Raw genomic sequence first — 21,182 nt, 5'->3', positions numbered from 1 at the left:
GAACCCTACAAAAACAGCTAAAGGACTCGCCCATGAACGCTCAGAATCCGCAGATCGCCAGTCAGACCCCGGTCATCACCCAGATGCAGGTTATTCCGGTGGCCGGCCATGACGACATGCTGCTCAACCTCAGCGGCGCGCACGGCCCGTATTTCACGCGCAATATCGTGATTCTCAAGGACAACGCCGGCAACACCGGCGTGGGCGAAGTACCGGGCGGCGACCGGATTCGCCAGACCCTGGAAGATGCCCGTTCGCTGGTGGTCGGCAGCAGCATCGGCAACTATCAGAAAATTCTCAACGACGTGCGCAAGGCCTTCGCCGAGCGCGATTCCGGCGGGCGCGGCCTGCAAACGTTCGACTTGCGTATCACCATCCACGCGGTCACCGCGCTGGAAGCCTCCCTGCTCGACCTGCTGGGCCAGCACCTGCAAGTGCCGGTCGCCGCCCTGCTCGGCGAAGGCCAGCAGCGCGACAGCGTAGAAATGCTCGGCTACCTGTTCTACGTCGGCGACCAGGGCAAGACCAACCTGGCTTATCGCAGTGAAGCGGACGCCGACAATGACTGGTTCCGGGTTCGCCACGAAGAAGCGCTGACCCCCGAAGCGGTGGTGCGCCTGGCCGAAGCGGCGCAGCAGCGTTATGGTTTCCAGGACTTCAAACTCAAGGGCGGCGTGCTGCGCGGCGACGAAGAAATCGAAGCGGTCACTGCCCTGGCCGAGCGTTTCCCGCAAGCGCGCATCACCCTGGACCCCAACGGCGCCTGGTCGCTGAAAGAAGCCATCCGCCTGTGCCGCGATCAGCATCACGTGCTGGCTTATGCCGAAGACCCTTGCGGTGCGGAAAACGGTTTCTCCGGGCGGGAAGTCATGGCTGAATTCCGTCGCGCCACCGGCCTGCGCACCGCCACCAACATGATCGCCACCGACTGGCGCGAAATGGGTCACGCCATCCAGCTGCAATCGGTGGACATCCCGCTGGCAGACCCGCACTTCTGGACCATGCAAGGCTCGGTGCGGGTCGCGCAAATGTGCAACGAATGGGGCCTGACCTGGGGTTCGCATTCCAACAATCACTTCGACATTTCCCTGGCGATGTTCACCCACGTGGCCGCCGCCGCGCCGGGCGATATCACCGCCATCGACACCCACTGGATCTGGCAGGACGGCCAGCGCCTGACCAGGCAACCGCTGCAGATCGTGGGCGGCCATGTGGAGGTGCCGAAAACACCCGGCCTGGGCGTCGAGCTGGACATGGACCAGGTGCACAAGGCCCATGAACTGTACAAAGGCATGGGCCTGGGCGCACGGGACGACGCGGCGGCCATGCAGTTCCTGATCAACGACTGGAAGTTCAACAACAAGCAGCCTTGCCTGGTGCGTTGAACGCTTGACCCTGGATAACTGAACTGGCCACAGGACTGGCAATCGGCGCACAACCCCCTTGTGCGCCGTTTTTTTATTCGCGGTGCATGCTAAGGTTCGCGCAACATTTTGTAGCGAATGCCTGCATGCGCCATCTCGGTCACACCCATCCGCGCCTGACACTGGCGGCCTTGCTTGGCCTGGTCGGCGGCGTCGCCTCTCTCCCGCTGCTGCCCCACGCTTCCGCTATCCAGCACTGCCTGATCGGCTGGAACCTGGGCGTGTGGCTCTATCTGGTCCTGATCTTCATCCATACGCTGCGCAGCGATGCCCAAGACGTGCGCCACATTGCCATGAAAGAAGACGAGAACGCCGGCCTGGTGCTGACCACCGTATGCGTCGCGGCCCTGGCCAGCCTGGCGGCGATCATCGTCGAGCTGGCGGGCGGTGCCGAGCTGCCCCGGCACGCCCTGTGGCTGCATCACGCCTTCACCGGCCTCACTATCGTCGGCTCGTGGATGCTGATCGGCGTAGTGTTCAGCCTGCACTACGCGCGGCTGTTCTACACCGGCAAAGGCCCGGAACCTGCGCTGGCATTCACCGGTGGCGAAAAAAACCCCGATTACTGGGATTTTCTGTACTTCTCCTACACCCTGAGCGTTGCCGTGCAGACCTCCGACGTCGGCGTAGGCACCCGCGAGCTGCGCAAGACCGTGCTTGCCCAATGCCTGATCTGCTTTGTGTTCAACACGGCGATTCTGGGTTTTTCCATCAACCTGGCTGCCGGGCTGTTCAACTGACGGGCCGGACTCACCAAAGGCGTTTATCCATGACAAAAACGACAATTGCGGTGCTCGATGACTGGCAAGACGTGGCCAGCGGCGTGGTGGACTGGTCGGTGCTCGACCCGCTGGGCCAGGTCAGCTTTCTGCATGATTACCCGGCCGATACCGCTACCTTGGCCGAACGCCTGAAGGACTTTGAAGTGATCTGCGTGATGCGCGAACGCACCCTGTTCGATGCCGCACTGCTCAGCCGACTGCCCAACCTGAAACTGCTGGTGACCGGCGGCATGCGCAACGCCGCTATCGATCTGCAGGCAGCAAACAAACAGGGCATCGTGGTATGCGGCACGCAAAGCTACAAACACGCCGCGCCGGAATTGACCTGGGCGCTGATCATGGGGGCCACGCGCAATCTGGTTGCCGAGGCCGACTCGCTGCGCGCAGGCAATTGGCAGATCGGCCTGGGCGGCGATCTGCACGGCAAGACCCTGGGCATTCTCGGGCTGGGCAGTATCGGCAAATGGATCGCCCGATACGGGCAGGCGTTCGGCATGAAGGTCATTGCCTGGAGCCAGAACCTGACGGCCGAAGCCGCAGCCGAGTCGGGCGTGACGCGGGTCAGCAAGCGCGAACTGTTCGAGCAGGCCGACGTGCTGTCGGTGCATCTGGTGCTCAGCGACCGCAGTCGCGGCCTGGTGGATGCCGAGGCGCTGGGCTGGATGAAGCCCGACGCCTGGCTGGTCAACACCTCACGCGGGCCGATCATTGATGAAGCCGCCCTGATCGACACCCTGCAACAACGCCGCATCGCCGGCGCGGCGCTGGATGTATTCGACCGCGAACCGCTGCCGACCGACCACCCGTTCCGCACCCTGGACAACGTGCTGGCAACGCCGCATATCGGCTATGTCACCCGCAACAACTACCAGATGTTTTTCAGCCAGATGATTGAAGACATCCAGGCCTGGCATGCAGGCGCGCCGATCCGGGTGTTCAGCTGACCGCTTATAGCGTGTAGGAAATCCCCATCTGCACGGTACGAGGGGCGCCAGGGTAGGCATATACATTGCCGAAGGCGCCTTCTTCGTAGTCCGAATCGAACAGGTTCTTCACGTCCAGATTGAGCTTCACCTGCTCGTTGACTTTGTAATAGGCCAGCAGGTCGAACACGGTGTAGCTGTCCATGGAGAACGCGCTGTTGGCGGTTTGCCCGGCGCGTTGGTCCACGTAGCGCCCGCCCGCGCCCAGTCCCAGCCCGCGCAGCGCGCCTTCCTGGAACTCATAGACGTTGAGCAGGCTGAAGGTCTGCTCGGGAATGTTCAGCAGCCGGGTGCCGGAGCGCAGCGTGTTGTCCTTGGTTACCTGGGCATCGACATAGGCGTAGCTGCCCATCATCCGCCACTCGGGTGTGAGGTTGCCAACCAGGTTCAGGTCGAAACCGCGACTGCGCACCTCACCGGCTGCGACGCTGAAGGTCGAGATCACCGGGTCGGCGGTCAGCACGTTCTTCTTTTCGATCTGATATACCGCCGCCTCGACGCTCAGCTGACGATCCAGCGCCTGCCACTTGGCGCCCAGCTCGAAAGACTTGCCCTCCTCCGGTTTGAACCCGTCGCCCTGCCGGCTCGCGCCCGTGTTGGGCTTGAACGAGCGAGCGGTGTTGGCGTACAGCGCGATGTCGTCGGTCAGGTCAAACGTCAGGCCCAGGCGCGGGGTCACGGCGTTGTCGCTGCTGTTCCAGCCGCGAATGCCGGGCGGGTAGTTCTGGTAGTCGTGTTCGAAGCGCTCGAAACGGACACCGGCCAGCAGCTTGAGTCGTTCGGTGAGCGCCACCTGATCCTGCACGAACGCGGCGTAGGTCTTGAGGTTTTCCTTGTCATGGGTGGTGGTTCGGTTCAACACCGGACGTGGCTGACCGTACACCGGATCGAAGATGTCGATCGCGTACGCCGAAACCGCGCCATCGGAGCGTCGGATGATCGACTTGTAGTCGTAGTCCTCGTACTCGACACCGGCCAGCAGCGTGTGATCGAACTCGCCGGTCGAGAAGTGCCCGGTAATGTTCAGCTGCACGTCACGATCGGTCCACTCCAGCTTGCGGTAATTGAAGTTGCGCCCCAGGGTGCGCCCGTCCGCGGCCAGGCCATTGGCTTCGATGGCGTTGCCGGCCAGGGACCCGTCGAGCCACTGCACACCGCCGCCCAGGGTCCAGTCGGCGTTCAGGTCATGGGTGAAACGCAACTGTGCCATATCGTTGTCGTTGTGCAGCTTGCCGATGTCCTTCTCGCCGAAAAAGGTGTCACGGGAAGCAGTACGGGTCTGCGCCGGATAGCGCGTCACGCCGCGATCCAGCGGATGGTTGTTGCGCATGAAATCGCCTTCGAAGGTGATGCGCGTTGCATCGTCCACCTGCCAGCTGAGCACCGGCGTGACGCCGTAGCGTTCGGTTTCGACATGGTCGCGAAAGGTGTCGCCGCCCTCGCCGATCAGGTTCAGGCGATAGGCCAGGCGGCCATCGTCGTCCAGCGGACCGGACGCATCCAGGGCGCCGCGCTTCATGCCCTGATCGTTGATCTGGCTGCCCAGGGTCACGCGACGTTCGGCCAGCGGTTGCTTGGTGACCACGTTGAAGGTGCCGCCGGGATCGCCGCGGCCGTACAAGGTCGTGGCCGGGCCGCGCAACACTTCGAGACGCTCAATGGTGTTGGCGTCGGGCATGTTGGGATAGCCGCGGTTGATCGGAAACCCGTTGCGGTAGAACTCGCCGGTGGTGAATCCGCGCACGGTGAAGGTGGTCAGGCCCTGACCGCCGAAGTTGTTGGCCCGACCGACGCCGCCTGCGTAATCCAGCGCATCCTGCAAGCGCGTCGCGCCTAGGTCTTCGACCGCCTCGCGGGTCATGACGCTGATCGACTGCGGGGTTTCATGAATCGACGTATCGGTGCGCGTTGCGCTGGCAGACCGGGTGGCGCGATAGCCCTGCACCGGCCCGAGGGCCTGCTCGGTGTCGGCGCTGCCTTGAATGTCGATGCTTTGCAGCTCGACTGAGAGTGAATCGGCAGAGGTTGAGGCCGCCCAGGCCGTCTGGGAAATGGCCTGGATAACGCACAGAGAAATAAAAGTACGACGCATCGACGTGCATGCCCTTGAAGGAAAGACCGGCTTACCTGAGCCAGCTGGATTTTTTGCGAATGTTACAGATTCGTATTTGGCTTTGATACAAATTCTCAAACGCTCGCAGCACCTTTCTGTTGATCGCCAAAACGCGAGCGACGCGGCACACTGGCAGCCTGTTTCGGCCATCGTCCAAGGACCTGAAAATGACGCTCGCCCACCATCCCGACGACCCGCGCTGTGCCCTGCTGGTCATCGACATGCAGTACGACTTCATGCCCGGCGGGCAGCTGGCCGTTGCCGATGGCGACGCCGTGCTGCCGCTGATCAATCGCCTGGGTGCCGGTTTTGCCAGAGTGATCGTCACTCAGGACTGGCATCCGGCCGGGCACATTTCGTTTGCCTCCAGCCACGCAGGCCGCGCGCCGTTCGACAGCATCACCCTGCCCTACGGCCCGCAGACCTTGTGGCCGGACCACTGCGTTCAAGGCAGTCACGGCGCACAGCTGCATGCGGACCTGGCCTTGCCCCACGCGCAGCTGATCCTGCGCAAGGGCTGCAATTCGCAGATCGACAGCTATTCGGCTTTTCTGGAAGCCGACCGCACCACGACCACCGGCCTTGCCGGCTATCTGCAGGAACGCGGGATCGATACGGTATTTGTGGTCGGTCTGGCGCTGGATTTTTGTGTGGCGTGGTCGGCGCAAGATGCCCGACGCGCAGGCTTCACCACTTATGTGATCGAAGATGCCTGCCGGGCTATCGATATGAATGGCTCGCTGGATGCGGCGTGGGAAGCAATGCTGGCGGCGGGGGTTGAGCGGATACAGAGTTCTGATCTGTAGAGGCGGACTTGTCCGCTCCCACATCGCTGTGTGTTGAATCATCGTTTCTGCGCCGCCGAACGTCCTCGCACGGCGCAGGTCTGAATCCCACCCACCGGCAGCATGAAGGAACTGGCATGGCCCAGGAATCAGATGGCAAGACCCCCGGCCTGTCCGCCGAGGAAGAACGCGAGATCGACGAGAAGCAACCACCCCGCGCGGCGGTGTTGCACGAAACCATCCGCATTCAAGGCGACCATGAATTGGAGCGCAGCGCTGCCGCCTTGTGGTGGTCGGCCCTGGCCGCCGGCCTGACCATGGGCCTGTCGCTGATGGCGATGGGGCTGTTCAAGTCGCGGCTGGCCGGAATCGACGGCGCGCATGTCATCACCAGCCTGGGCTACTCGGCGGGTTTTCTCGCGGTGATCCTGGCACGCCAGCAATTGTTCACCGAAAACACCATCACCGCCGTGCTGCCGGTGATGACCAAATTCACCACTGCCAACATTTATCGCCTGCTGCGCCTATGGACCATCGTGCTGTTCGGCAACCTGTGCGGCACGCTGCTGGTCGCCTACGTAATGCTCAATCTGCCGATCTTCGACGCCAACACCGACAAGGCGTTTCTGGAAATCGGCCACAAGGTGATGGAAAACGACGTCGGCCAGATGTTCTCCAAAGGCATCGTGTCCGGCTGGATGATTGCCACCATGGTATGGATGATCGCCTCCATGGAAAGCGCCAAAGTCGCCATCATCGTCCTGATCACCTACCTGATGGCCCTGGGCGATTTCACCCACATCGTGGTGGGTTCGGCCGAAGTGTCCTATCTGGTATTCGCCGGCGAGCTGGGCTGGTCGGATTTCTGGCTGGTGTTCGCAGGCCCGACCCTGGCGGGTAATATCATCGGCGGCAGTTTCATCTTCGCCCTGATCAGCCACGCGCAGATTCGCAGCGAGAACGACACCAGCGCGCAGCTTGAACGAAAGCGTAAACAGGACGCCCAGACCCAACGCCGCGCCGACGTCGAGAAAGCGGTGAAGGATGCCGATGGCGTCGCGGGTGAGCGCACGCACGTCGATTAAATTTTCTTTCAGGGAATCCACAGGTGTTTCTTGGCAGAATGCCAGCTTGACCGACTCCCTCAGGCGCAGACCATGACTCGAATCCTGGCCATCGAAGACGATGCCGTTACCGCCAAGGAAATCGTCGCAGAGCTCAGCAGCCACGGCCTGGACGTGGACTGGGTGGACAATGGCCGCGACGGGCTGGCGCGGGCGGTCAGCGGCGATTACGACCTCATCACCCTGGATCGCATGCTGCCGGAGATGGATGGCCTGACCATCGTTACCCGTTTGCGCGCCCAAGGCATCTCGACGCCGATCCTGATGATCAGCGCGTTGTCCGATGTGGACGAGCGGGTGCGCGGGCTGCGGGCCGGCGGCGATGACTACCTGCCCAAGCCGTTCGCCTCCGATGAAATGGCGGCGCGGGTCGAAGTCCTGTTGCGGCGCAGCAACCCGGCCGTTGCGTCGACCACCATGCTGCAAGTGGCGGACCTGACCCTGAATCTGATCAGTCGTGAAGCCCGCCGTGGTGACCAGCCGCTGACCCTGCTGCCCACCGAGTACAAGCTGCTGGAATTTTTGATGCGCAACAGCGGCCAGGTGATCACCCGCATGATGATTTTCCAGGAAGTCTGGGGTTACCACTTCGACCCCGGTACCAACCTGATCGACGTACACATCGGCCGCCTGCGCAAGAAGATCGACCAGCCCGGCCTCGCACCGCTGATTCAGACCGTGCGAGGCTCGGGCTATGTCATTGCCGATCCCGTCTGAAGGCTGGCGATCTTCCACCAGCCGGCTGCTGGCGCTCTACAGTTCGTTGTTCGTAGCCTGGAGCGCCATTCTGCTCGGCGTGCTGTATTGGGAAGTCACCTCCTACCTGGACGACCTGGCGCGCCATTCCCTGACCCAGCGCCAGCAGCTGTTTTCCCGCTTCGAAGGCCCGGCGCTGGTGGATGCGCTCACCACCAGCATGACCTTCGACATGTACGCCGTAGATGCCTACGGCCTGTTCGACGCCAACCTCCAGCCACTGACCGGCCCGATCACTCACATACCGGACAAGCTGCCCCTCGACGGCCAGATCCATGAGTTGCGCGACTGCATCGAATCGGACAGCCCGGACTTGCCGCAGAACAGTTGCGACGCGGTGGCGACGCGCACCGCCGACGGCCACTGGCTGGTGCTGGTGCGAGAGAACGGCTCGCTGTTTGCGGTCAGCAAGCTGATTCTGCGCGCCTTGTTATGGGGAATCTCGCTGACCATCATTCCCGGCATTGCCGGCTGGCACCTGCTGCGACGGCGCCCGTTGCGGCGCATCCGCGCCATCCAGGCCAGCGCCGAATCCATTGTCGCCGGAGACATGGCCGCGCGCCTGCCGGTGTCCAACCGACGCGACGAACTGGACATGCTGGCGGTGATCGTCAACGCGATGCTCGACCGGATCGAAAAGCTCATGAACGAGGTCAAGGGCGTGTGCGACAACATTGCCCACGACCTGCGCACCCCGCTGACCCGACTGCGGGCGCAGCTGTATCGCATCCAGCAGCAGGCGCCGTCCGACTCCAGCCAGGCGGCGCAGATGGCTCAGGTGATCGCCGAAGCCGACACTCTGATGGCGCGTTTTCGCGGCCTGCTGCGGATTTCCGAACTGGAAGACCGCCAGCGGCGCTCGGCTTTCGTTGAACTGGACCTGCACCCGCTGCTGCAGGAACTGCACGATTTCTACCTGCCGCTGGCCGAAGAAGCCCAGATCACCCTGCTGCTGAAACTGGAGCAGCCGCTGCCGACCCTGGTGGGCGACCGCGCGCTGTTGTTCGAGGCCCTGACCAACCTGCTGGGCAACGCGATCAAGTTCACGCCATCCGGCGGCACCGTCGAAGTCAGTGCCTATGCCGCGGCCGATGGCGGCTATCCGTGTGTCAACGTACAGGATTCAGGACCGGGCATTGCGCCGGCCGAACGCAACGCGGTGTTCCAGCGCTTCTACCGCAGCGAGAACGGCGACCCGCAGAGCGGCTTCGGCCTGGGACTGTCGGTGGTGGCGGCGATCGTCAATCTGCACGGCTTCACCCTGCACATCGGGACCAGCCGCTATGGCGGTGCGAGCCTGAGGCTCGAATGCCGGCCGGTCGGGGTGTTGACCTGAGGGCCTGAAAGTCAGGCTTGCGCAAAGTCGAACAGCGCCCCGGGTGCCTCCACCAGCAAGGAACGCTTGACGCTGTCCGGGCAGTCCAGTTCGCGCAACTGCTCGACCACCGAGGCGTAGCTGACCTGCTGTTCGTGCTGGGTGTGCGGCCAGTCGCTGCCCCACACCAGGCGTTGCGCGCCGAAGGTCTGGACCAGTAAAGGCAGCGCCGCGTTGGCGAATGCGGTGTTCTGCTCGGCGTCGCCGCCCAGGCGGTAGATCGCCGATACCTTGACCCACACCTGGCCGGTCAGCCCCAATTCCAGCAGAGCGCGAAACGCCGGATCATCGACACCCTGGCGTGCGTCGGGGCGGCCGAAATGGTCGATCACGATCTTGCATCCGAACGGCAGCAGGCCGCGGATCAGGCACGGCAAGTCTTCGACGTGACGATGCAGCTCGACGTGCCAGCCCAGCGCTGCCACTTGCTTGAACAGCGGCGCCCACTGCGACTCGGTAAAGTCCGGCAGCGGCTTGCCCATCAGGTTCAGACGAATGCCGACCACGCCCTGCCCGGCCATGGCCTGCAACTGCGCGCCCTCGATGCCAGGTTCGACCACGACGACGCCGCGCAGACGGTCCGGCGCCTGGGCCAGGGCATCGAGCAGGTAGTGATTGTCGGTGCCCAGAAAACTGGGCTGCACCAGTACGCCGTGGCTCAGGCCATGGACATCCAGATGCGCGAGGTAATCCTGCAAGGTCGCATTGTAGTCGGGGGTGTAACGTCGTCCTGACGTCAGGCTCAAACTGCGGGTGAAAACATGGGCATGGGCATCGATGCCCAGCAGGGGCGTGGAACAGGCGTCAGTCATGAAACTCATCTTTGAAGTGAGCGCGGTGCAAGGGCACCGCGCGGGGGAAAACCGTCAGGCTTGTTGCGGGGCTGCCTTGGTGGGCGAATCCGGGGAAACCGCGGCCTGAAGGTTGCGACCACGGGTTTCCGGCAGGCAGAACGCGGCGATCATGGCCACGCCGTAAGCGATACCGGCGTCGATGCCGATGGCCGCGCCCAGCGACATCGATTCGCTCATGTGGCCGACCAGAAACGGGAAGACTGCCGACAGCACGCGGCCGAAGTTGTAGCAGAAGCCCACCCCGGCGCCGCGCACATCGGCCGGATACAACTCATTGAAAAACGAGCCGAGGCTGGCCGGGATGCCCGCAGCGAAGAAGCCCAACGGGAAGCCGAGGAACAGCATCTGCGTGTTGGTCAGCGGCAGCATCAGGTAGCACTGCACGGTGATCACACAGCACAGCGCGAACAGCATGATGTTCTTGCGACGCCCGATGCGGTCGATGAGCATGCCGCTGGTCACGCAACCGGCCCAGAACGCAACGATGATCACCGCCAGATAGCCGCCGGAGCTGAGCACCGACAGGTTGCGCTCGGTCTTGAGAAAGGTCGGCAACCAGGTCATCACCGCGTGGTAGCCGCCGTGGGCGCCCAGGCCCAGCAGGCCGCCCAACAAAGTCACGCGCAGCAGTTCAGGGCGAAAAATACCGGCCATGGAGTTGAAGAAGCTGGTATCCGGCCCCTTGTCCTTCTGCATGCGCTGGAAGCTTTCCGGCTCTTCGACGTTGCGGCGCACCCAGATGATCATCAGTGCAGGCAGCAGGCCGACGAAAAACATCACCCGCCAGGCGTAGTCCTGCGGCACGAACGAATAGATCAGGGTAAACAGCACCACCGCCAGGCCCCAGCCCACGGCCCAGGCGCTTTGCACCGTGCCCATGACCTTGCCGCGGTATTTTGACTGGATGGTCTCGGCCATCAGCACCGCACCGGCCGCCCATTCGCCGCCAATCCCGAAACCTTGCAGGGCCTTGACGATCAGCAACTGGTTGAAGCCCGTAACGAAGGCCGACAGGAACGTGAAGAACGAGAACCAGAGAATCATCAGTTGCAGGGTGCGAACCCGCCCGTAGCGGTCCGACAGCGTACCGCCGACCCAGCCGCCCAGCGCCGAGGTCACCAGGGTCACGCCGCTGATCAAGCCTGCATCACCCTTGGTCAGGGCGAAGGCGGCGATCAGCGCCGGGATCGCCAGACCGAACATCTGGACTTCCAGTGCATCCAGAGACCAGCCGCCAAAGCAGGCCCAGAACGTCTTGCGTTCCCTGGAGGTGATGTCGCGGTACCAACTGAACATGTTCTTATCCTTATGAAAAAAACCTTGGAGGGGCGTTATCAGCGGATTTCCACGCTGTAACGGAAATGGCTGGCATGGCCACGCGAACGACGCCATTCCAGTGGCTCGCCGGCGTAGTTGCGGGCGAGTCGCTCGATGACCACCACCGGGCTGCCGGTGGGAACCTGAAGCAGGCGGCCATAAACGTCGTTGACGGCCTCGGCGGTCAGGCTTTCCTGGGCGTAGGCCACGACCTGGCCGCAAAGCTCTTCATAGATGGGGTACAGCAACGGCCCGCGAGCATTGATGTCGATCTCCAGCAAACCCTGGAACTGGATGCGCGGCAGCCAGATTTCCTCGGCAAGCACCGGCTGGCCGTCCAGCAGACGCAAACGCACCATGCGGATCACCGGCGCATCGGGCACCAGCCCCAAGGCCTGGCTGACAGCCGAAGGCGCAGCCATAGGCTCGATGCTCAGCACACGGCTTTCGGGCATGAGCCGTTCGCCGGCCGCGGTCTGGAAACGAAAGAAACGGAACAGCGATGACTGGAACTGCGGCCGGCGGATGAAGGTGCCACGACCTTGCTGACGCTCCAGGATATTGTCGTTGACCAGCATGTCGATGGCCTTGCGCACCGTACCGGTGGACAGGCAGTACTCGGCGGACAACGCCGCTTCGGTAGGGATCGCTTCGCCCGGACGCCAGCGGTTGTTGGCAATCTGTTCGGCGAGCTGGTCGCGCAGGCGCTGGTAGAGCGGCAATCTGTCGTCGCTGGGAAGCTTGTTCATTTTTATAGTTATCCAGTCATCTATATGAATGTGAGCGGAGTATTGTCTCGTTACAAATTCCCGTCAAGAGCGGGTCGGCAGGCGGTCATCCGCGTCGCGGGGCCTATGCCATCGATTTGAGAAATATCTTGTATCATCTCCACAGGCCTGTTGAGCGTCGGGCAAAACCTTTAGCCTGCTTGCCATCCATCCGATCCGGTGGCTGACGCGCCTGCGCCCAGCCCGCCAAAGCCAAAAGCCCGAGCGAGACTTTTCATGACTACCTCGATTCCCGAGCAGCCACACGCTCACACCATGACCCGTGCCATGGTGATGTTGTTTGCATTCTGCTGCGGCGCCATCGTCGCCAACATCTATTACGCCCAGCCGATCATCGAGCTGATCGCACCGGATATCGGCCTGTCCAGCATCGCTGCCAGCCTGATCGTGTCGCTGACGCAAATCGGTTATGCGCTGGGCTTGTTCTTTCTGGTGCCGTTGGGCGACCTGCTGGAAAACCGCCGCCTGATGCTGTTAACCACCGCCGTTGCGTTCCTCAGTCTGTTGGGAGCGGCGTTCGCCGAACAGCCGAACCTGTTTCTGCTGATGTCGTTGCTGGTGGGCTTCAGTTCGGTGTCGGTGCAGATGCTGATTCCGCTCGCGGCGCATCTGGCGCCTGAGCAGACCCGAGGCCGCGTGGTCGGCAGCATCATGGGCGGCCTGTTGCTGGGTATCCTGCTGGCTCGGCCGATTTCCAGCCTGATTGCCGACCATTTCGGCTGGCGCGCCGTGTTTGGCGCAGCTGCCGTGGTGATGCTCGGTATCAGCGTGGTGCTGGCGACCACCGTACCCAAGCGTGTGCCTGACCATCGGGCATCGTACGGTCAACTGTTGTTCTCGCTGTGGACATTGCTGCGCGAGCAGCCGGTGCTGCGCCAGCGGGCGTTCTACCAGGCCTGCATGTTCGCCACGTTCAGCCTGTTCTGGACCGCCGTACCGCTGGAGCTGTCGCGCAATCATGGCCTGTCGCAAACCCAGATCGCGCTGTTCGCCCTGGTCGGTGCCATCGGCGCAGTTGCCGCGCCCCTCAGCGGTCGCCTGGCAGACGCCGGCCACACCCGGATCGCCAGCCTCGGCGCCCTGCTGTTCGGCGCCTTGAGTTTTCTGCCCAGCCTCGTTAACCCGGCCTACGCGGTGATCGGCCTGGCAGTGACCGGCGTGCTGCTGGACTTCTGTGTGCAGATGAACATGGTGCTGGGGCAACGGACCGTCTACGCTCTGGACGCCGCCAGCCGCAGCCGCCTGAACGCGCTGTACATGACCAGCATCTTCATCGGCGGCGCAATAGGCTCATCGATTGCCAGCCCGCTGTTCGATCATGGCGGATGGCTGTGGGTGTTGATTGCGGGCACGGCGTTGCCGTTGATTGCGCTGGTGGCGTTCTTGCGGGATTCGGCGGGGTTGCGTGGGATTGGCGCCAGTGTCTGACGCCCTCTCCAATTACTTTGCCGAATGCTCCAGCCACCTCGCCAGATCCGCCACTTCTGCCGCATTGATCGAATGCGCCAACCCTTCGTAGGCATGAAACTGCGGCTGCACGCCCAGTTTCTTCAGCGTGGCCTCGGCATTCGGCCCGCCGCTGTAGGCGACCTGATGGTCTTCCTCACCGTGGCCGATGAACACCTTGAGCGGTGCCAGACGCGGGTCGGGCTGCAGGCTTGACTCCAGCACCGGCAACAAGCGCCCGCTCAATGCCGCAAAACCGCCCACCAGCGTCGGGTCGCGGAGCGCCACTTCATAACTCATCATCGCGCCCTGGCTGAAACCCACCAGAAACACCTTGTCCGCAGGCGTGTGATATTTCTGCGCCACCTGGCGGATGAAGGTGGTCAGACGTTCACCGCTGTTCTTGAGGTCTTCGGTCACGCCGTCGTAGTCCGCGACGCCGGTTTTCTGGGTGAACCACTTGTAACTGCCGGGCCGCAGCTCCATCGGCGCACGCACCGATAGAAAGTTGTAATCCCCGGAAAGCCGATCCTTGATGCCGAACAGGTCCTGCTCGTTACTGCCGTAACCGTGGATGAAGATCACCAGCGGCCGCTGTGGGGCGTCGGCTTTGACCTCGGCCAGATAGCTGAGCGTCAGGTCGGTGTGCAGGCTGTCTTGTGCGTGGACCAGGCCCGAGCAGGCCAGGAGCAATGCAGCGAGATACTTGAGCATGTGTCGAGGGTCTCCATCGTGAATGAAATGGACTGCCTGTAGCGACGGTCTTGCCTGGTGGGAGCGGTCCGCGCGCCCACCATACCCCATCAATCGTGCAGATTGAGTTGCGAAACCTGCGGCCTGAGCAACTGCATCTGCTGGCGATAGTCGTCGGTCACTTGCCGGGCCTGGCTGCCGCTGGTGATGACCCGCGGGGTGATCAGCACGATCAGCTCGGTGCGGTCCTTGGAGCGGCTGGTGTTACCGAACAGCCATTTCAGACCCGGAATACGACCCAGATACGGCACGGCACTCACCGATTCGGCGTTGTCCTGTTTGATCAGGCCACCGAGCAACACCGTCTGACCGCTCTGCGCGGCGACCTGGGTTGCCACCGAACGGGTCGAAATACGCGGATTACCATTGGCGTCGGTGGTGCCGCTGGTGTCCGCATCGCTGACCTGCTGCTGGATGTCCATGTACACCAGACCACCCGGATTGATGCGCGGCACTACATCCAGAATCACACCGGTCTGCACGTATTCGACACTGCTCAGAGTGGTGTCGGAAAGGCTGGTGTTGACCGTGGTCTGGCTGATCGGGATGTTGTCGCCAACCTGAATCTGCGCCTGCTGGTTGTTCATCACCACCAGCGACGGCGCCGACAGCACCTGGGTACGTCCGTTAGTTTCCAGCGCATGCAGCGCGACTTGCAAATTGGTACTGACGAACGAGTAGAACAGCGAATCGGTCGCGCCCAAGCCTGCACCGCCACCGCCCAATGCGCCTTGGCTGCCGGCCGCGTTGGCAACTGTGGTGCTGCTCGAGTTCCCGGCCAGACGCCCCAGATACCACTGCACCCCCATGTCCAGTTCGCCGGTCAGTTTGACCTCCAGAATCCGGGTTTCGATCTGCACTTGCAGCGGCGGATTATCCAGACGCTTGATCGCTGATTCGATTTCCTTCCATTGCGCCGGACGGGTGCGTACCAGCAACTGGTTGCTGCTCTTCTGCGCAGTAATGCGGGTGCTGGCATCCAGGGACTTGGCGCCGCTGCCGCCTTGTGAACCGTCGGTCTCACCTTCGCTGGAGGATGACTCTTCGCCCTCGCCTTCGCTGTCATCGGTGTTCTGGCTGCTCATGCTCTGGCTGTTGCCGAAACCGCCGCTGGCGCTGGTGCCGCCCAGGCCGCCGTTGCCGTTCATGCCGGAGCTGCCGTTCATGCCGCTGCTGGAATTGAGCGACGATAACGTGGTGGTGCGCAGCCCCGGCGCCACTTTCGCAGGCGAGTCGTCCTTGATCGAGCCGGTGCCGTAGATCTGCCTCAGGTATTTGGCCAGGTCCGTGGCCTTCATGTTGCGCACGTCGTAAACGTACATCTGCGGCTCGTTGCCACCGCCTTCATCGATGGTGTGAATCCACTGGCCGACTTCGCTCAGGTACTCAGGCTGCGAGGAAATCGCCACCACCGAGTTGGTCCGCTCGATCGGCAGGAAACGCACCATGCCGGCCAGCGGCATGCCGCTGTCCGGACCGAACATTTTCTGCAGCTCGGGCATCAGTTCGCCCACCGACGCGCGTTGCAGGCCGAACACGCCCACCGACATGCCCTTGAGCCAGTCCACATCGAAGGTGTCGATGGTGTCTTGATAGTTGGCCAGCTCGTCAGGCGTGCCGGCCAGGCTCAATACGTTGCGTGCCGGGTCGACCAGCAGGAATGCGTTCTCGCGGGCGAACGGCTTGAGCAGTTTCTGCATCTCGGTAGCCGAGATATAGCGCAGCGGGAACAGCCGTGCCGACATGCCTGCCGACGGCTGGGCCACGCGCATTTCCGGGGTCAGCTTGCCGGCTACCGCCTGATTGGCCGGCAGGATCACGTAACGATTGCCTTGGCGAATCATCGCGTTGTCGGTCCAGGACAGCAGGGTTTCCAGAATCGACAGCGCCTGGGTCTTGTTGACCGGCTTGGAGGTCGAGAAACTCACGTCGCCTTTCACGCCCTGGGCGATGCTGTAGTTCTCCTTCAGCAGGTCACCCATGATGCTGTTCACCACCGCCTGGATCGGCTGGTTGGTGAAGTTGAACACAATGTCGCCGCTCTCGGCCTCCTGCGACGCAGGCGCCACGGCCGGCGGGCGAATGAAACGCTGATTGCCCTTGATGATCTGTCGCTGCGGCGAGACGGCAGCGGACGACGGCTGCGGTTGCTCCGGCGCCTGTTCGCTGCGCGGATCCACCGGCGGACGTTGCGAGCCTGTTCCCTGGAGCGCTTCCTGCAGCATGCCATTGTCGGGGTCGAGGGTGTTGGACTGGGACGCGCAGCCGCCGAGAGCGACGGCGGTGGCCAGACAAAGCAGAGGTGTGCGCAAGGTAGCGATGGTGGTCACTCCAGAACTGATACCCATCACAGGGTCGGATCATTGGTTAAGGTAATCGGAGGTGTATTCGAAGGTGGCGGAAGGCGCGGCGCGGGCAGGCGTAGCACCTCGCTGCGACCATCGAGGCTGAACGTGGCCTGCATCGGATCGAGCAATTCGAGGGTCCAGCCGTTGGGTAAACGCTCGCCCTGTTTGATTTTCAGGGCTTTGCCGCCCGACTGCTTGAGCAGCGCCACGCGGGTCGAGCCGTCGATGATCACCCCGGTCAGGGTCAGCCCCGCCAGGCTAGTGGCCTGGGCGTTCTGGCGCACGGCGATGTCCGGGCTGCGGTCGGTGCTGAACAGCGGGGTTTTCCAGGTATTGGACAGGCTGTCGAGGCTGGCCTTGGGCGCCTCGTGAACCGGCGCGGCCTGCCCGGCGGAATCCCGCGGCGCAGGCACCGGCAGCCAGTCCGGCGACTGCAGGCTGCCACTCAGAATCAGGGCGATGGTAGACGCCAGCAGCGTCGCCGTTCCCAGCAACGTCCACTCCAGCGGACGCAATGAACCGTTCATTGTTCGCCCTCCGAGGCGTTGGCCGGTTGCAGATAGCCGCGCACCAGCAGATGCGCCACCAGCTTGCCCGCGCCACCGCTGGCCGGAGCGTTGGCATCGCGGCGCAGGCTCATTTCATCGACGAACAGAAACGGCCGCTGGTACTCCAGTGCGTGCAGGATGGCGGTCAACGGCTCGATGGCGCAGTTGAGCGTCAGGCTGACTTTCACCTGACGGTACGGCTCGGCGCCCTCTTGTTCGGGAGTGATCGGCATACGCTGGGTCAACTCGCAACCGCCGCCCTGGCTGGCGTGACTGCTGATCAAATCGGCAATGCGCTGCATCAGGTCGGCGGCCACCGCGCTGGGGTCTTCGCCGGGCAACAGGCTGGTGCTGCTGGCCGGGTCGCGGCGCGCCTGCTCCAGTTGCTCACGCAGCGAATCGCCCTGTTGCAACAGCCCGGCGTAGCGCTGCTGCTGTTCACGCAGCTGGTCGGCCTGCTCGTTGATCTCGCGCAATGGCCCGGCGAACCAGCTGTCGATCAACAGCCAGTAGGCCAGATAAAGCACCAACGCCAGAATGATCAGGGCCGCGCCCCGCCGCTCACGGCTGGTCAGTGGACGACGCATCGACGTTCTCCTGATGCAAATGGGCACGCAGGGAATACTGATCCTTCCCGGTTTTGGTATCGGGCTGGATCACGCCCTGGAACTGGGCGTTGTCGAGGCTGTGACAGTCCTTGGCGCGGGCGATCAGGGCGCTGGCCTTGCCGCTCTGGCCGGAAAACGCCAGCTCGGCGCTGTCGTTGATTTCCAGATGCTCGATCCAGGTGTCCGACGGCAGGCAGGCGGTCAATTCGCTGAGCAGCGCCGACAACGGCAATTGTTCGGACTTGCGGCGCTGCAGGTAGTTGGCCGCGCCGAGGGTGTTGGTCAGTTGCTGGCGCAGCTGCTGGATCTCGGCGGCCTGAGCGCGTTGTGCCTGCACCTCGGCCTGCATCTGTTCCAGCAGGCGCTGGCGGTCGTTGAGCCATAACGACATGCTGCCCAGCAACAGGCCGACGCACAGCCAGACCAGCCCGCGGCGCAGACGATGGCCCGAACGGGTCTGTTGCGGGCGCGATGGCACGGGCAACAGGTCCACGCCCAGGCGCTGATCCTGGGTGCCGACATCGACCGCGTCAGGCCGCAAGCCCTGGGCAACACAGTCGGCGAGGATACGGTCCAGCCGCTCGCGCAAAATGGCGACCAGCGTGACCTGAATGAAACTGCCGGTACGGCTTTCCTGGCGGGCGACGAAGTACAGCTGCGCAGCATCGAACGGCGTGAAGCGGTCCAGCTCGTAGCCGATCACAGTAGACAGATTGCGCGCCGCTGCTGCCGGCAGTTGCAGGGTTTGCACCAGCACCTGGGACGTCGGTAGCAGCAGGATTTTGCGGGCGTCGGCGTGCGGCGCAGCCAGCGGTTCGGCCAGCGGCCAGGGGCAGACCTGCTCGACGGTTTCGTGAACCAGCCATTGGCGGGCACGCGGCGGCAGGCAGCCTTGCAACTCGGCCAGCCACCATTGCCAGGCGCGTTGCGCCGGGCTGCCACGCCATTGCTGGACGACCTGATCGCGTAACGCGAAGACCGGCGCCAGACGTGCTGAAACAGATGAATTCATTCTTGCCAGCGCAGCACCCGATACGGTTGCGCGCCTCCCTCCGATGGGCTCAATAAAACGGTGGTCTGTAACAGGGCGACTACGCCGCCCGGTCGTTCTGCGCGGCTATCGATGCTCAATACCGCGCCGGGATCGGCACCGACCGCACTCTGGTTCGGTAAATTCAGCGCCCGGCGCAACAGCGCCGAAGCGAATGCCGGATCGGGCCGGTCCAGCCCGCTCAGCACGGTAATTTCCGGCAACAGCCGGGCATACAGCGCCCGAGTCATGCCAGGCAGGACGCGGACTTCTTCGACCACCCGCAGCGGCGACTCGCCGTCATTGCGCTGCGCCGCCACAGCCTGGGCCAGGGCGCTCGCCTGACGCTTGTCGGCGCCACAGGCCTGGAACACTCGCGCCATGTCAGCCGCCGGTGCGCTGTTGAGGTCCAGCTTGCCGCGTTCGCTGCGGATGCTGATCGTCAGTTGCGTATCGTCCAGACGCAGCGCGGTGAATCGGCCGTCCGCTACCCAGCGCTTGCGCTGAGTCGGGTCGAGCAAGCCTTGCACGGTCATGTTCAATCCGGCTTCCGCAGACAGCAGCGCCTGAGTGTTCTGTCGCAACCACAGCGCCTGGCGACTTTCCAATTGCACCCAACCGGCCAGTCCGCCGAGCAACAGGCTCAACAGGGCCAGCACCCAGAGCACCACCAGCAACGCGACGCCACGCTGTTGTTGCGGTACAGGCTTCATCAGCCGCCTGCTCCGCCGGACAAATCCAGGCGCAAGGCCACCACTTCCGGCACCCAAGGCACTGCGCCTTTCACGCGCATGTCGATACGCACCGCGCCGGGCAGGCGATTGGGCCACGGCCAGTCATTGAGCCAGCCGGTGGGTTTGCCCTTGGGGGTCAAGCCGCGATAGCTGAACGTCAGCGACTCGACGTTCTGCAACAACACTTGCGGCTCGCCCCACGGCTTGACCGTTGTGGCATTCGCGGCGGTCTGCACCTGAGCGAACGCCACCTGGAGATCCCGCGCCCCTTGCGGGCCATGCAACTCCACGGTATGCACCTGAATCCCGCCGCCCAGCTCGCCGGGCAGCGTCGCTACAAATTGCAGGCGCTGCGCCGAACCCTCGAAGAAACCGCTCTTGGCGTCGTCATTCTCGGAAGTGTCCAGGGGCAGCGCCTGACTGATCGAGGATCGCAAAAACGCTTGTGCCGCGCGGCTTTCATCCAGGCTGGTGGTGTAACGCTCAGCCTTGAGCACCGCGCGATTGGCGCCCAGCAAGGCACCGGCCACCAACACCAGCAGAATGCCCAGCAGGCTGATCACCAGCAGCACTTCCAGCAGCGTAAAGCCACGCTGGCCGGTCTTCACGAGTCGGCTCCGCTGACAGCGCCGCGCAACTTCAAGGTGCTGAAATGCGCCTGCCGTTGATGCTCCTTGACCACCAGATCCAGCCTGAACAATCGCGCCTGACCGTTACGGCCCGGCAGCTGCCGCACGCTCAGGTTCCAGTCGATACCGGCCAGCACGCCCTGCCGGTCGCCGCTTTCCAGAGGCCCTGCGCCTTCCTGTTCCAGGATCGTGCGCGCCGCGTGGCTCAAACGGTCACTGCGCGAGACCTGTTGCAGCGACCGTGCACCCTGGGCGAAGGCCACCAGCAGCACGCCGCTGCACACGGCCATGACCGTAAGTGCGGCGAGCATCTCCAACAGCGTGAAGCCCGACTGCGATGCGTGCCTCAAAGTGCCCGCACCTGAACATTGCCGGTCAGCCAGCCGATGTTGATCCGCCAGCGCTTGTCGCCGCCCACCACCAGCAGATTGCCGCCACTGGAGCCGCCGTCCGGATAGAACTCCACGGTCGAGCCCAGTTCGGAAGCGGTCTGCAGGTTGATCTGCAAATGCTCTGGCAAGTGCTGCACACGTTTGCCCGGCGCCTTGACGGTCAGGCGGCGCAGGTCGAATTCAGTCTTGGCCGGCTGGCCAGTGACGATGGCCTTTACCCGTGTGGCACGCAGCGCCTCGACCATATCGCCCACCGCGCGACGTTCGCTGGCCGAACTCAAACCCTGTTGCAGCGCGAAGCCCACCAGCCCGACGGCGATGCTCATCAACACCAGCACCACCAGCATTTCCATGAGGGTGAAGCCGCGGCTCGCCACCGGCGCTTTCATTGCG

Annotated in this window: 21 protein-coding genes; 8 read left to right on the top strand and 13 right to left on the bottom strand. The window is 63.3% G+C overall.

Features of this window, described 5'->3' with window-relative positions:
* Positions 1–32: 32 nt before the first annotated feature.
* The 3 genes from gudD (at position 33) to EGJ27_RS21850 (ending at position 3,150) form a co-directional block, all read left to right on the top strand.
* Complete coding sequence (gudD, locus tag EGJ27_RS21860; RefSeq protein ID WP_125832838.1) at positions 33–1,385, top strand: glucarate dehydratase; 1,353 nt, start codon at positions 33–35, stop codon at positions 1,383–1,385.
* A 125-nt stretch (positions 1,386–1,510) separates the two neighbouring features.
* Complete coding sequence (locus tag EGJ27_RS21855) at positions 1,511–2,164, top strand: DUF1345 domain-containing protein (protein WP_125832837.1); 654 nt, start codon at positions 1,511–1,513, stop codon at positions 2,162–2,164.
* A gap of 29 nt (positions 2,165–2,193) precedes the next feature.
* Positions 2,194–3,150 carry a D-2-hydroxyacid dehydrogenase family protein gene (locus EGJ27_RS21850; RefSeq protein WP_125832836.1) on the top strand — a complete coding sequence of 319 codons (957 nt, stop codon included), beginning with the start codon at positions 2,194–2,196 and terminating at the stop codon, positions 3,148–3,150.
* Positions 3,151–3,154: 4 nt separating this feature from the next.
* On the opposite strand, the gene EGJ27_RS21845 is transcribed toward EGJ27_RS21850, so the two are convergent.
* On the bottom strand, positions 3,155–5,281 hold the full coding sequence (locus tag EGJ27_RS21845; protein ID WP_125832835.1) for a TonB-dependent siderophore receptor: 2,127 nt from the start codon (positions 5,279–5,281) through the stop codon (positions 3,155–3,157).
* A 188-nt stretch (positions 5,282–5,469) separates the two neighbouring features.
* Here EGJ27_RS21845 and pncA point away from each other — a divergent pair, with 188 nt between their 5' ends.
* The 4 genes from pncA to EGJ27_RS21825 all read left to right on the top strand — a co-directional run bounded on the left by pncA (position 5,470) and on the right by EGJ27_RS21825 (position 9,303).
* Positions 5,470–6,108: a bifunctional nicotinamidase/pyrazinamidase gene (pncA, locus tag EGJ27_RS21840; RefSeq protein ID WP_125832834.1), complete on the top strand. Its 639-nt coding sequence runs from the start codon at positions 5,470–5,472 to the stop codon at positions 6,106–6,108.
* Between the two features lie 116 nt (positions 6,109–6,224).
* Entirely contained in the window at positions 6,225–7,172 is a 948-nt protein-coding gene (locus EGJ27_RS21835) for a formate/nitrite transporter family protein (RefSeq protein ID WP_125832833.1), read from the top strand.
* A 72-nt stretch (positions 7,173–7,244) separates the two neighbouring features.
* Positions 7,245–7,928 carry a response regulator transcription factor gene (locus EGJ27_RS21830; protein WP_125832832.1) on the top strand — a complete coding sequence of 228 codons (684 nt, stop codon included), beginning with the start codon at positions 7,245–7,247 and terminating at the stop codon, positions 7,926–7,928.
* On the top strand, positions 7,906–9,303 hold the full coding sequence (locus EGJ27_RS21825) for a HAMP domain-containing sensor histidine kinase (RefSeq protein WP_125832831.1): 1,398 nt from the start codon (positions 7,906–7,908) through the stop codon (positions 9,301–9,303). The genes EGJ27_RS21830 and EGJ27_RS21825 overlap by 23 nt, the downstream gene beginning before the upstream one ends.
* A gap of 11 nt (positions 9,304–9,314) precedes the next feature.
* On the opposite strand, the gene EGJ27_RS21820 is transcribed toward EGJ27_RS21825, so the two are convergent.
* Genes EGJ27_RS21820 through EGJ27_RS21810 form a run of 3 tightly spaced genes read right to left on the bottom strand, consistent with a single transcriptional unit; the run spans position 9,315 to position 12,262 of the window.
* Positions 9,315–10,154 (bottom strand): amidohydrolase, encoded by an 840-nt coding sequence (locus tag EGJ27_RS21820; protein WP_125832830.1) that lies wholly within the window; start codon positions 10,152–10,154, stop codon positions 9,315–9,317.
* 54 nt (positions 10,155–10,208) lie between these two features.
* Positions 10,209–11,492: an MFS transporter gene (locus EGJ27_RS21815; protein WP_125832829.1), complete on the bottom strand. Its 1,284-nt coding sequence runs from the start codon at positions 11,490–11,492 to the stop codon at positions 10,209–10,211.
* Between the two features lie 38 nt (positions 11,493–11,530).
* Complete coding sequence (locus tag EGJ27_RS21810; protein ID WP_177523079.1) at positions 11,531–12,262, bottom strand: GntR family transcriptional regulator; 732 nt, start codon at positions 12,260–12,262, stop codon at positions 11,531–11,533.
* Between the two features lie 306 nt (positions 12,263–12,568).
* On the opposite strand from EGJ27_RS21810, the gene EGJ27_RS21805 reads away from it, so the two are divergent.
* Positions 12,569–13,729 (top strand): MFS transporter, encoded by a 1,161-nt coding sequence (locus tag EGJ27_RS21805; protein ID WP_177523086.1) that lies wholly within the window; start codon positions 12,569–12,571, stop codon positions 13,727–13,729.
* A 12-nt stretch (positions 13,730–13,741) separates the two neighbouring features.
* Here the strand turns inward: EGJ27_RS21805 and EGJ27_RS21800 are convergent, their stop codons facing one another.
* From EGJ27_RS21800 to EGJ27_RS21760, 9 genes are all read right to left on the bottom strand, one after another.
* On the bottom strand, positions 13,742–14,461 hold the full coding sequence (locus EGJ27_RS21800) for an alpha/beta hydrolase (RefSeq protein ID WP_125832826.1): 720 nt from the start codon (positions 14,459–14,461) through the stop codon (positions 13,742–13,744).
* Between the two features lie 89 nt (positions 14,462–14,550).
* Complete coding sequence (gene gspD / locus EGJ27_RS21795) at positions 14,551–16,848, bottom strand: type II secretion system secretin GspD (protein WP_125832825.1); 2,298 nt, start codon at positions 16,846–16,848, stop codon at positions 14,551–14,553.
* On the bottom strand, positions 16,848–17,375 hold the full coding sequence (locus EGJ27_RS21790; RefSeq protein ID WP_125832824.1) for a general secretion pathway protein GspN: 528 nt from the start codon (positions 17,373–17,375) through the stop codon (positions 16,848–16,850). The genes gspD and EGJ27_RS21790 overlap by 1 nt, the downstream gene beginning before the upstream one ends.
* Positions 17,372–17,983 (bottom strand): type II secretion system protein GspM, encoded by a 612-nt coding sequence (gspM, locus tag EGJ27_RS21785; RefSeq protein ID WP_125832823.1) that lies wholly within the window; start codon positions 17,981–17,983, stop codon positions 17,372–17,374. Before gspM ends, EGJ27_RS21790 begins: the two co-directional genes overlap by 4 nt.
* Positions 17,958–19,016, bottom strand: coding sequence for a type II secretion system protein GspL (locus EGJ27_RS21780; RefSeq protein ID WP_125832822.1), 1,059 nt, complete (start codon positions 19,014–19,016; stop codon positions 17,958–17,960). The genes gspM and EGJ27_RS21780 overlap by 26 nt, the downstream gene beginning before the upstream one ends.
* A complete protein-coding gene (locus EGJ27_RS21775; RefSeq protein WP_125832821.1) occupies positions 19,013–19,747 on the bottom strand; it encodes a type II secretion system protein GspK in 735 nt (244 codons plus the stop codon). The genes EGJ27_RS21780 and EGJ27_RS21775 overlap by 4 nt, the downstream gene beginning before the upstream one ends.
* Complete coding sequence (locus EGJ27_RS21770; RefSeq protein WP_125832820.1) at positions 19,747–20,376, bottom strand: prepilin-type N-terminal cleavage/methylation domain-containing protein; 630 nt, start codon at positions 20,374–20,376, stop codon at positions 19,747–19,749. The genes EGJ27_RS21775 and EGJ27_RS21770 overlap by 1 nt, the downstream gene beginning before the upstream one ends.
* Positions 20,373–20,747 carry a type II secretion system protein gene (locus EGJ27_RS21765; protein WP_125832819.1) on the bottom strand — a complete coding sequence of 125 codons (375 nt, stop codon included), beginning with the start codon at positions 20,745–20,747 and terminating at the stop codon, positions 20,373–20,375. The genes EGJ27_RS21770 and EGJ27_RS21765 overlap by 4 nt, the downstream gene beginning before the upstream one ends.
* Positions 20,744–21,178: a Tfp pilus assembly protein FimT/FimU gene (locus EGJ27_RS21760; RefSeq protein WP_125832818.1), complete on the bottom strand. Its 435-nt coding sequence runs from the start codon at positions 21,176–21,178 to the stop codon at positions 20,744–20,746. Before EGJ27_RS21760 ends, EGJ27_RS21765 begins: the two co-directional genes overlap by 4 nt.
* Between the last annotated feature and the right edge of the window lie 4 nt (positions 21,179–21,182).

It is taken from the genome of Pseudomonas sp. v388, assembly GCF_003935425.1.
Taxonomy (GTDB): domain Bacteria; phylum Pseudomonadota; class Gammaproteobacteria; order Pseudomonadales; family Pseudomonadaceae; genus Aquipseudomonas.
Note: the sequence above shows the minus strand (reverse complement) of the source record. Positions and strands in the feature narration are given on the sequence as shown.

Excerpts from the sequence above, each read along its gene's own strand:
- EGJ27_RS21805 (WP_177523086.1), top strand. The coding sequence starts at position 12,569 with ATGGTGATGTTGTTTGCATTCTGCTGCGGCGCCATCGTCGCCAACATC.
- EGJ27_RS21855 (WP_125832837.1), top strand. The coding sequence starts at position 1,511 with ATGCGCCATCTCGGTCACACCCATCCGCGCCTGACACTGGCGGCCTTG.
- pncA (WP_125832834.1), top strand. The coding sequence starts at position 5,470 with ATGACGCTCGCCCACCATCCCGACGACCCGCGCTGTGCCCTGCTGGTC.
- gspM (WP_125832823.1), bottom strand. The coding sequence starts at position 17,983 with ATGCGTCGTCCACTGACCAGCCGTGAGCGGCGGGGCGCGGCCCTGATC.
- EGJ27_RS21845 (WP_125832835.1), bottom strand. The coding sequence starts at position 5,281 with ATGCGTCGTACTTTTATTTCTCTGTGCGTTATCCAGGCCATTTCCCAG.
- EGJ27_RS21760 (WP_125832818.1), bottom strand. The coding sequence starts at position 21,178 with ATGAAAGCGCCGGTGGCGAGCCGCGGCTTCACCCTCATGGAAATGCTG.
- gspD (WP_125832825.1), bottom strand. The coding sequence starts at position 16,848 with ATGGGTATCAGTTCTGGAGTGACCACCATCGCTACCTTGCGCACACCT.
- EGJ27_RS21800 (WP_125832826.1), bottom strand. The coding sequence starts at position 14,461 with ATGCTCAAGTATCTCGCTGCATTGCTCCTGGCCTGCTCGGGCCTGGTC.
- EGJ27_RS21850 (WP_125832836.1), top strand. The coding sequence starts at position 2,194 with ATGACAAAAACGACAATTGCGGTGCTCGATGACTGGCAAGACGTGGCC.
- EGJ27_RS21820 (WP_125832830.1), bottom strand. The coding sequence starts at position 10,154 with ATGACTGACGCCTGTTCCACGCCCCTGCTGGGCATCGATGCCCATGCC.
- EGJ27_RS21780 (WP_125832822.1), bottom strand. The coding sequence starts at position 19,016 with ATGAATTCATCTGTTTCAGCACGTCTGGCGCCGGTCTTCGCGTTACGC.
- EGJ27_RS21830 (WP_125832832.1), top strand. The coding sequence starts at position 7,245 with ATGACTCGAATCCTGGCCATCGAAGACGATGCCGTTACCGCCAAGGAA.
- gudD (WP_125832838.1), top strand. The coding sequence starts at position 33 with ATGAACGCTCAGAATCCGCAGATCGCCAGTCAGACCCCGGTCATCACC.
- EGJ27_RS21790 (WP_125832824.1), bottom strand. The coding sequence starts at position 17,375 with ATGAACGGTTCATTGCGTCCGCTGGAGTGGACGTTGCTGGGAACGGCG.
- EGJ27_RS21825 (WP_125832831.1), top strand. The coding sequence starts at position 7,906 with ATGTCATTGCCGATCCCGTCTGAAGGCTGGCGATCTTCCACCAGCCGG.
- EGJ27_RS21775 (WP_125832821.1), bottom strand. The coding sequence starts at position 19,747 with ATGAAGCCTGTACCGCAACAACAGCGTGGCGTCGCGTTGCTGGTGGTG.
- EGJ27_RS21810 (WP_177523079.1), bottom strand. The coding sequence starts at position 12,262 with ATGAACAAGCTTCCCAGCGACGACAGATTGCCGCTCTACCAGCGCCTG.
- EGJ27_RS21835 (WP_125832833.1), top strand. The coding sequence starts at position 6,225 with ATGGCCCAGGAATCAGATGGCAAGACCCCCGGCCTGTCCGCCGAGGAA.
- EGJ27_RS21815 (WP_125832829.1), bottom strand. The coding sequence starts at position 11,492 with ATGTTCAGTTGGTACCGCGACATCACCTCCAGGGAACGCAAGACGTTC.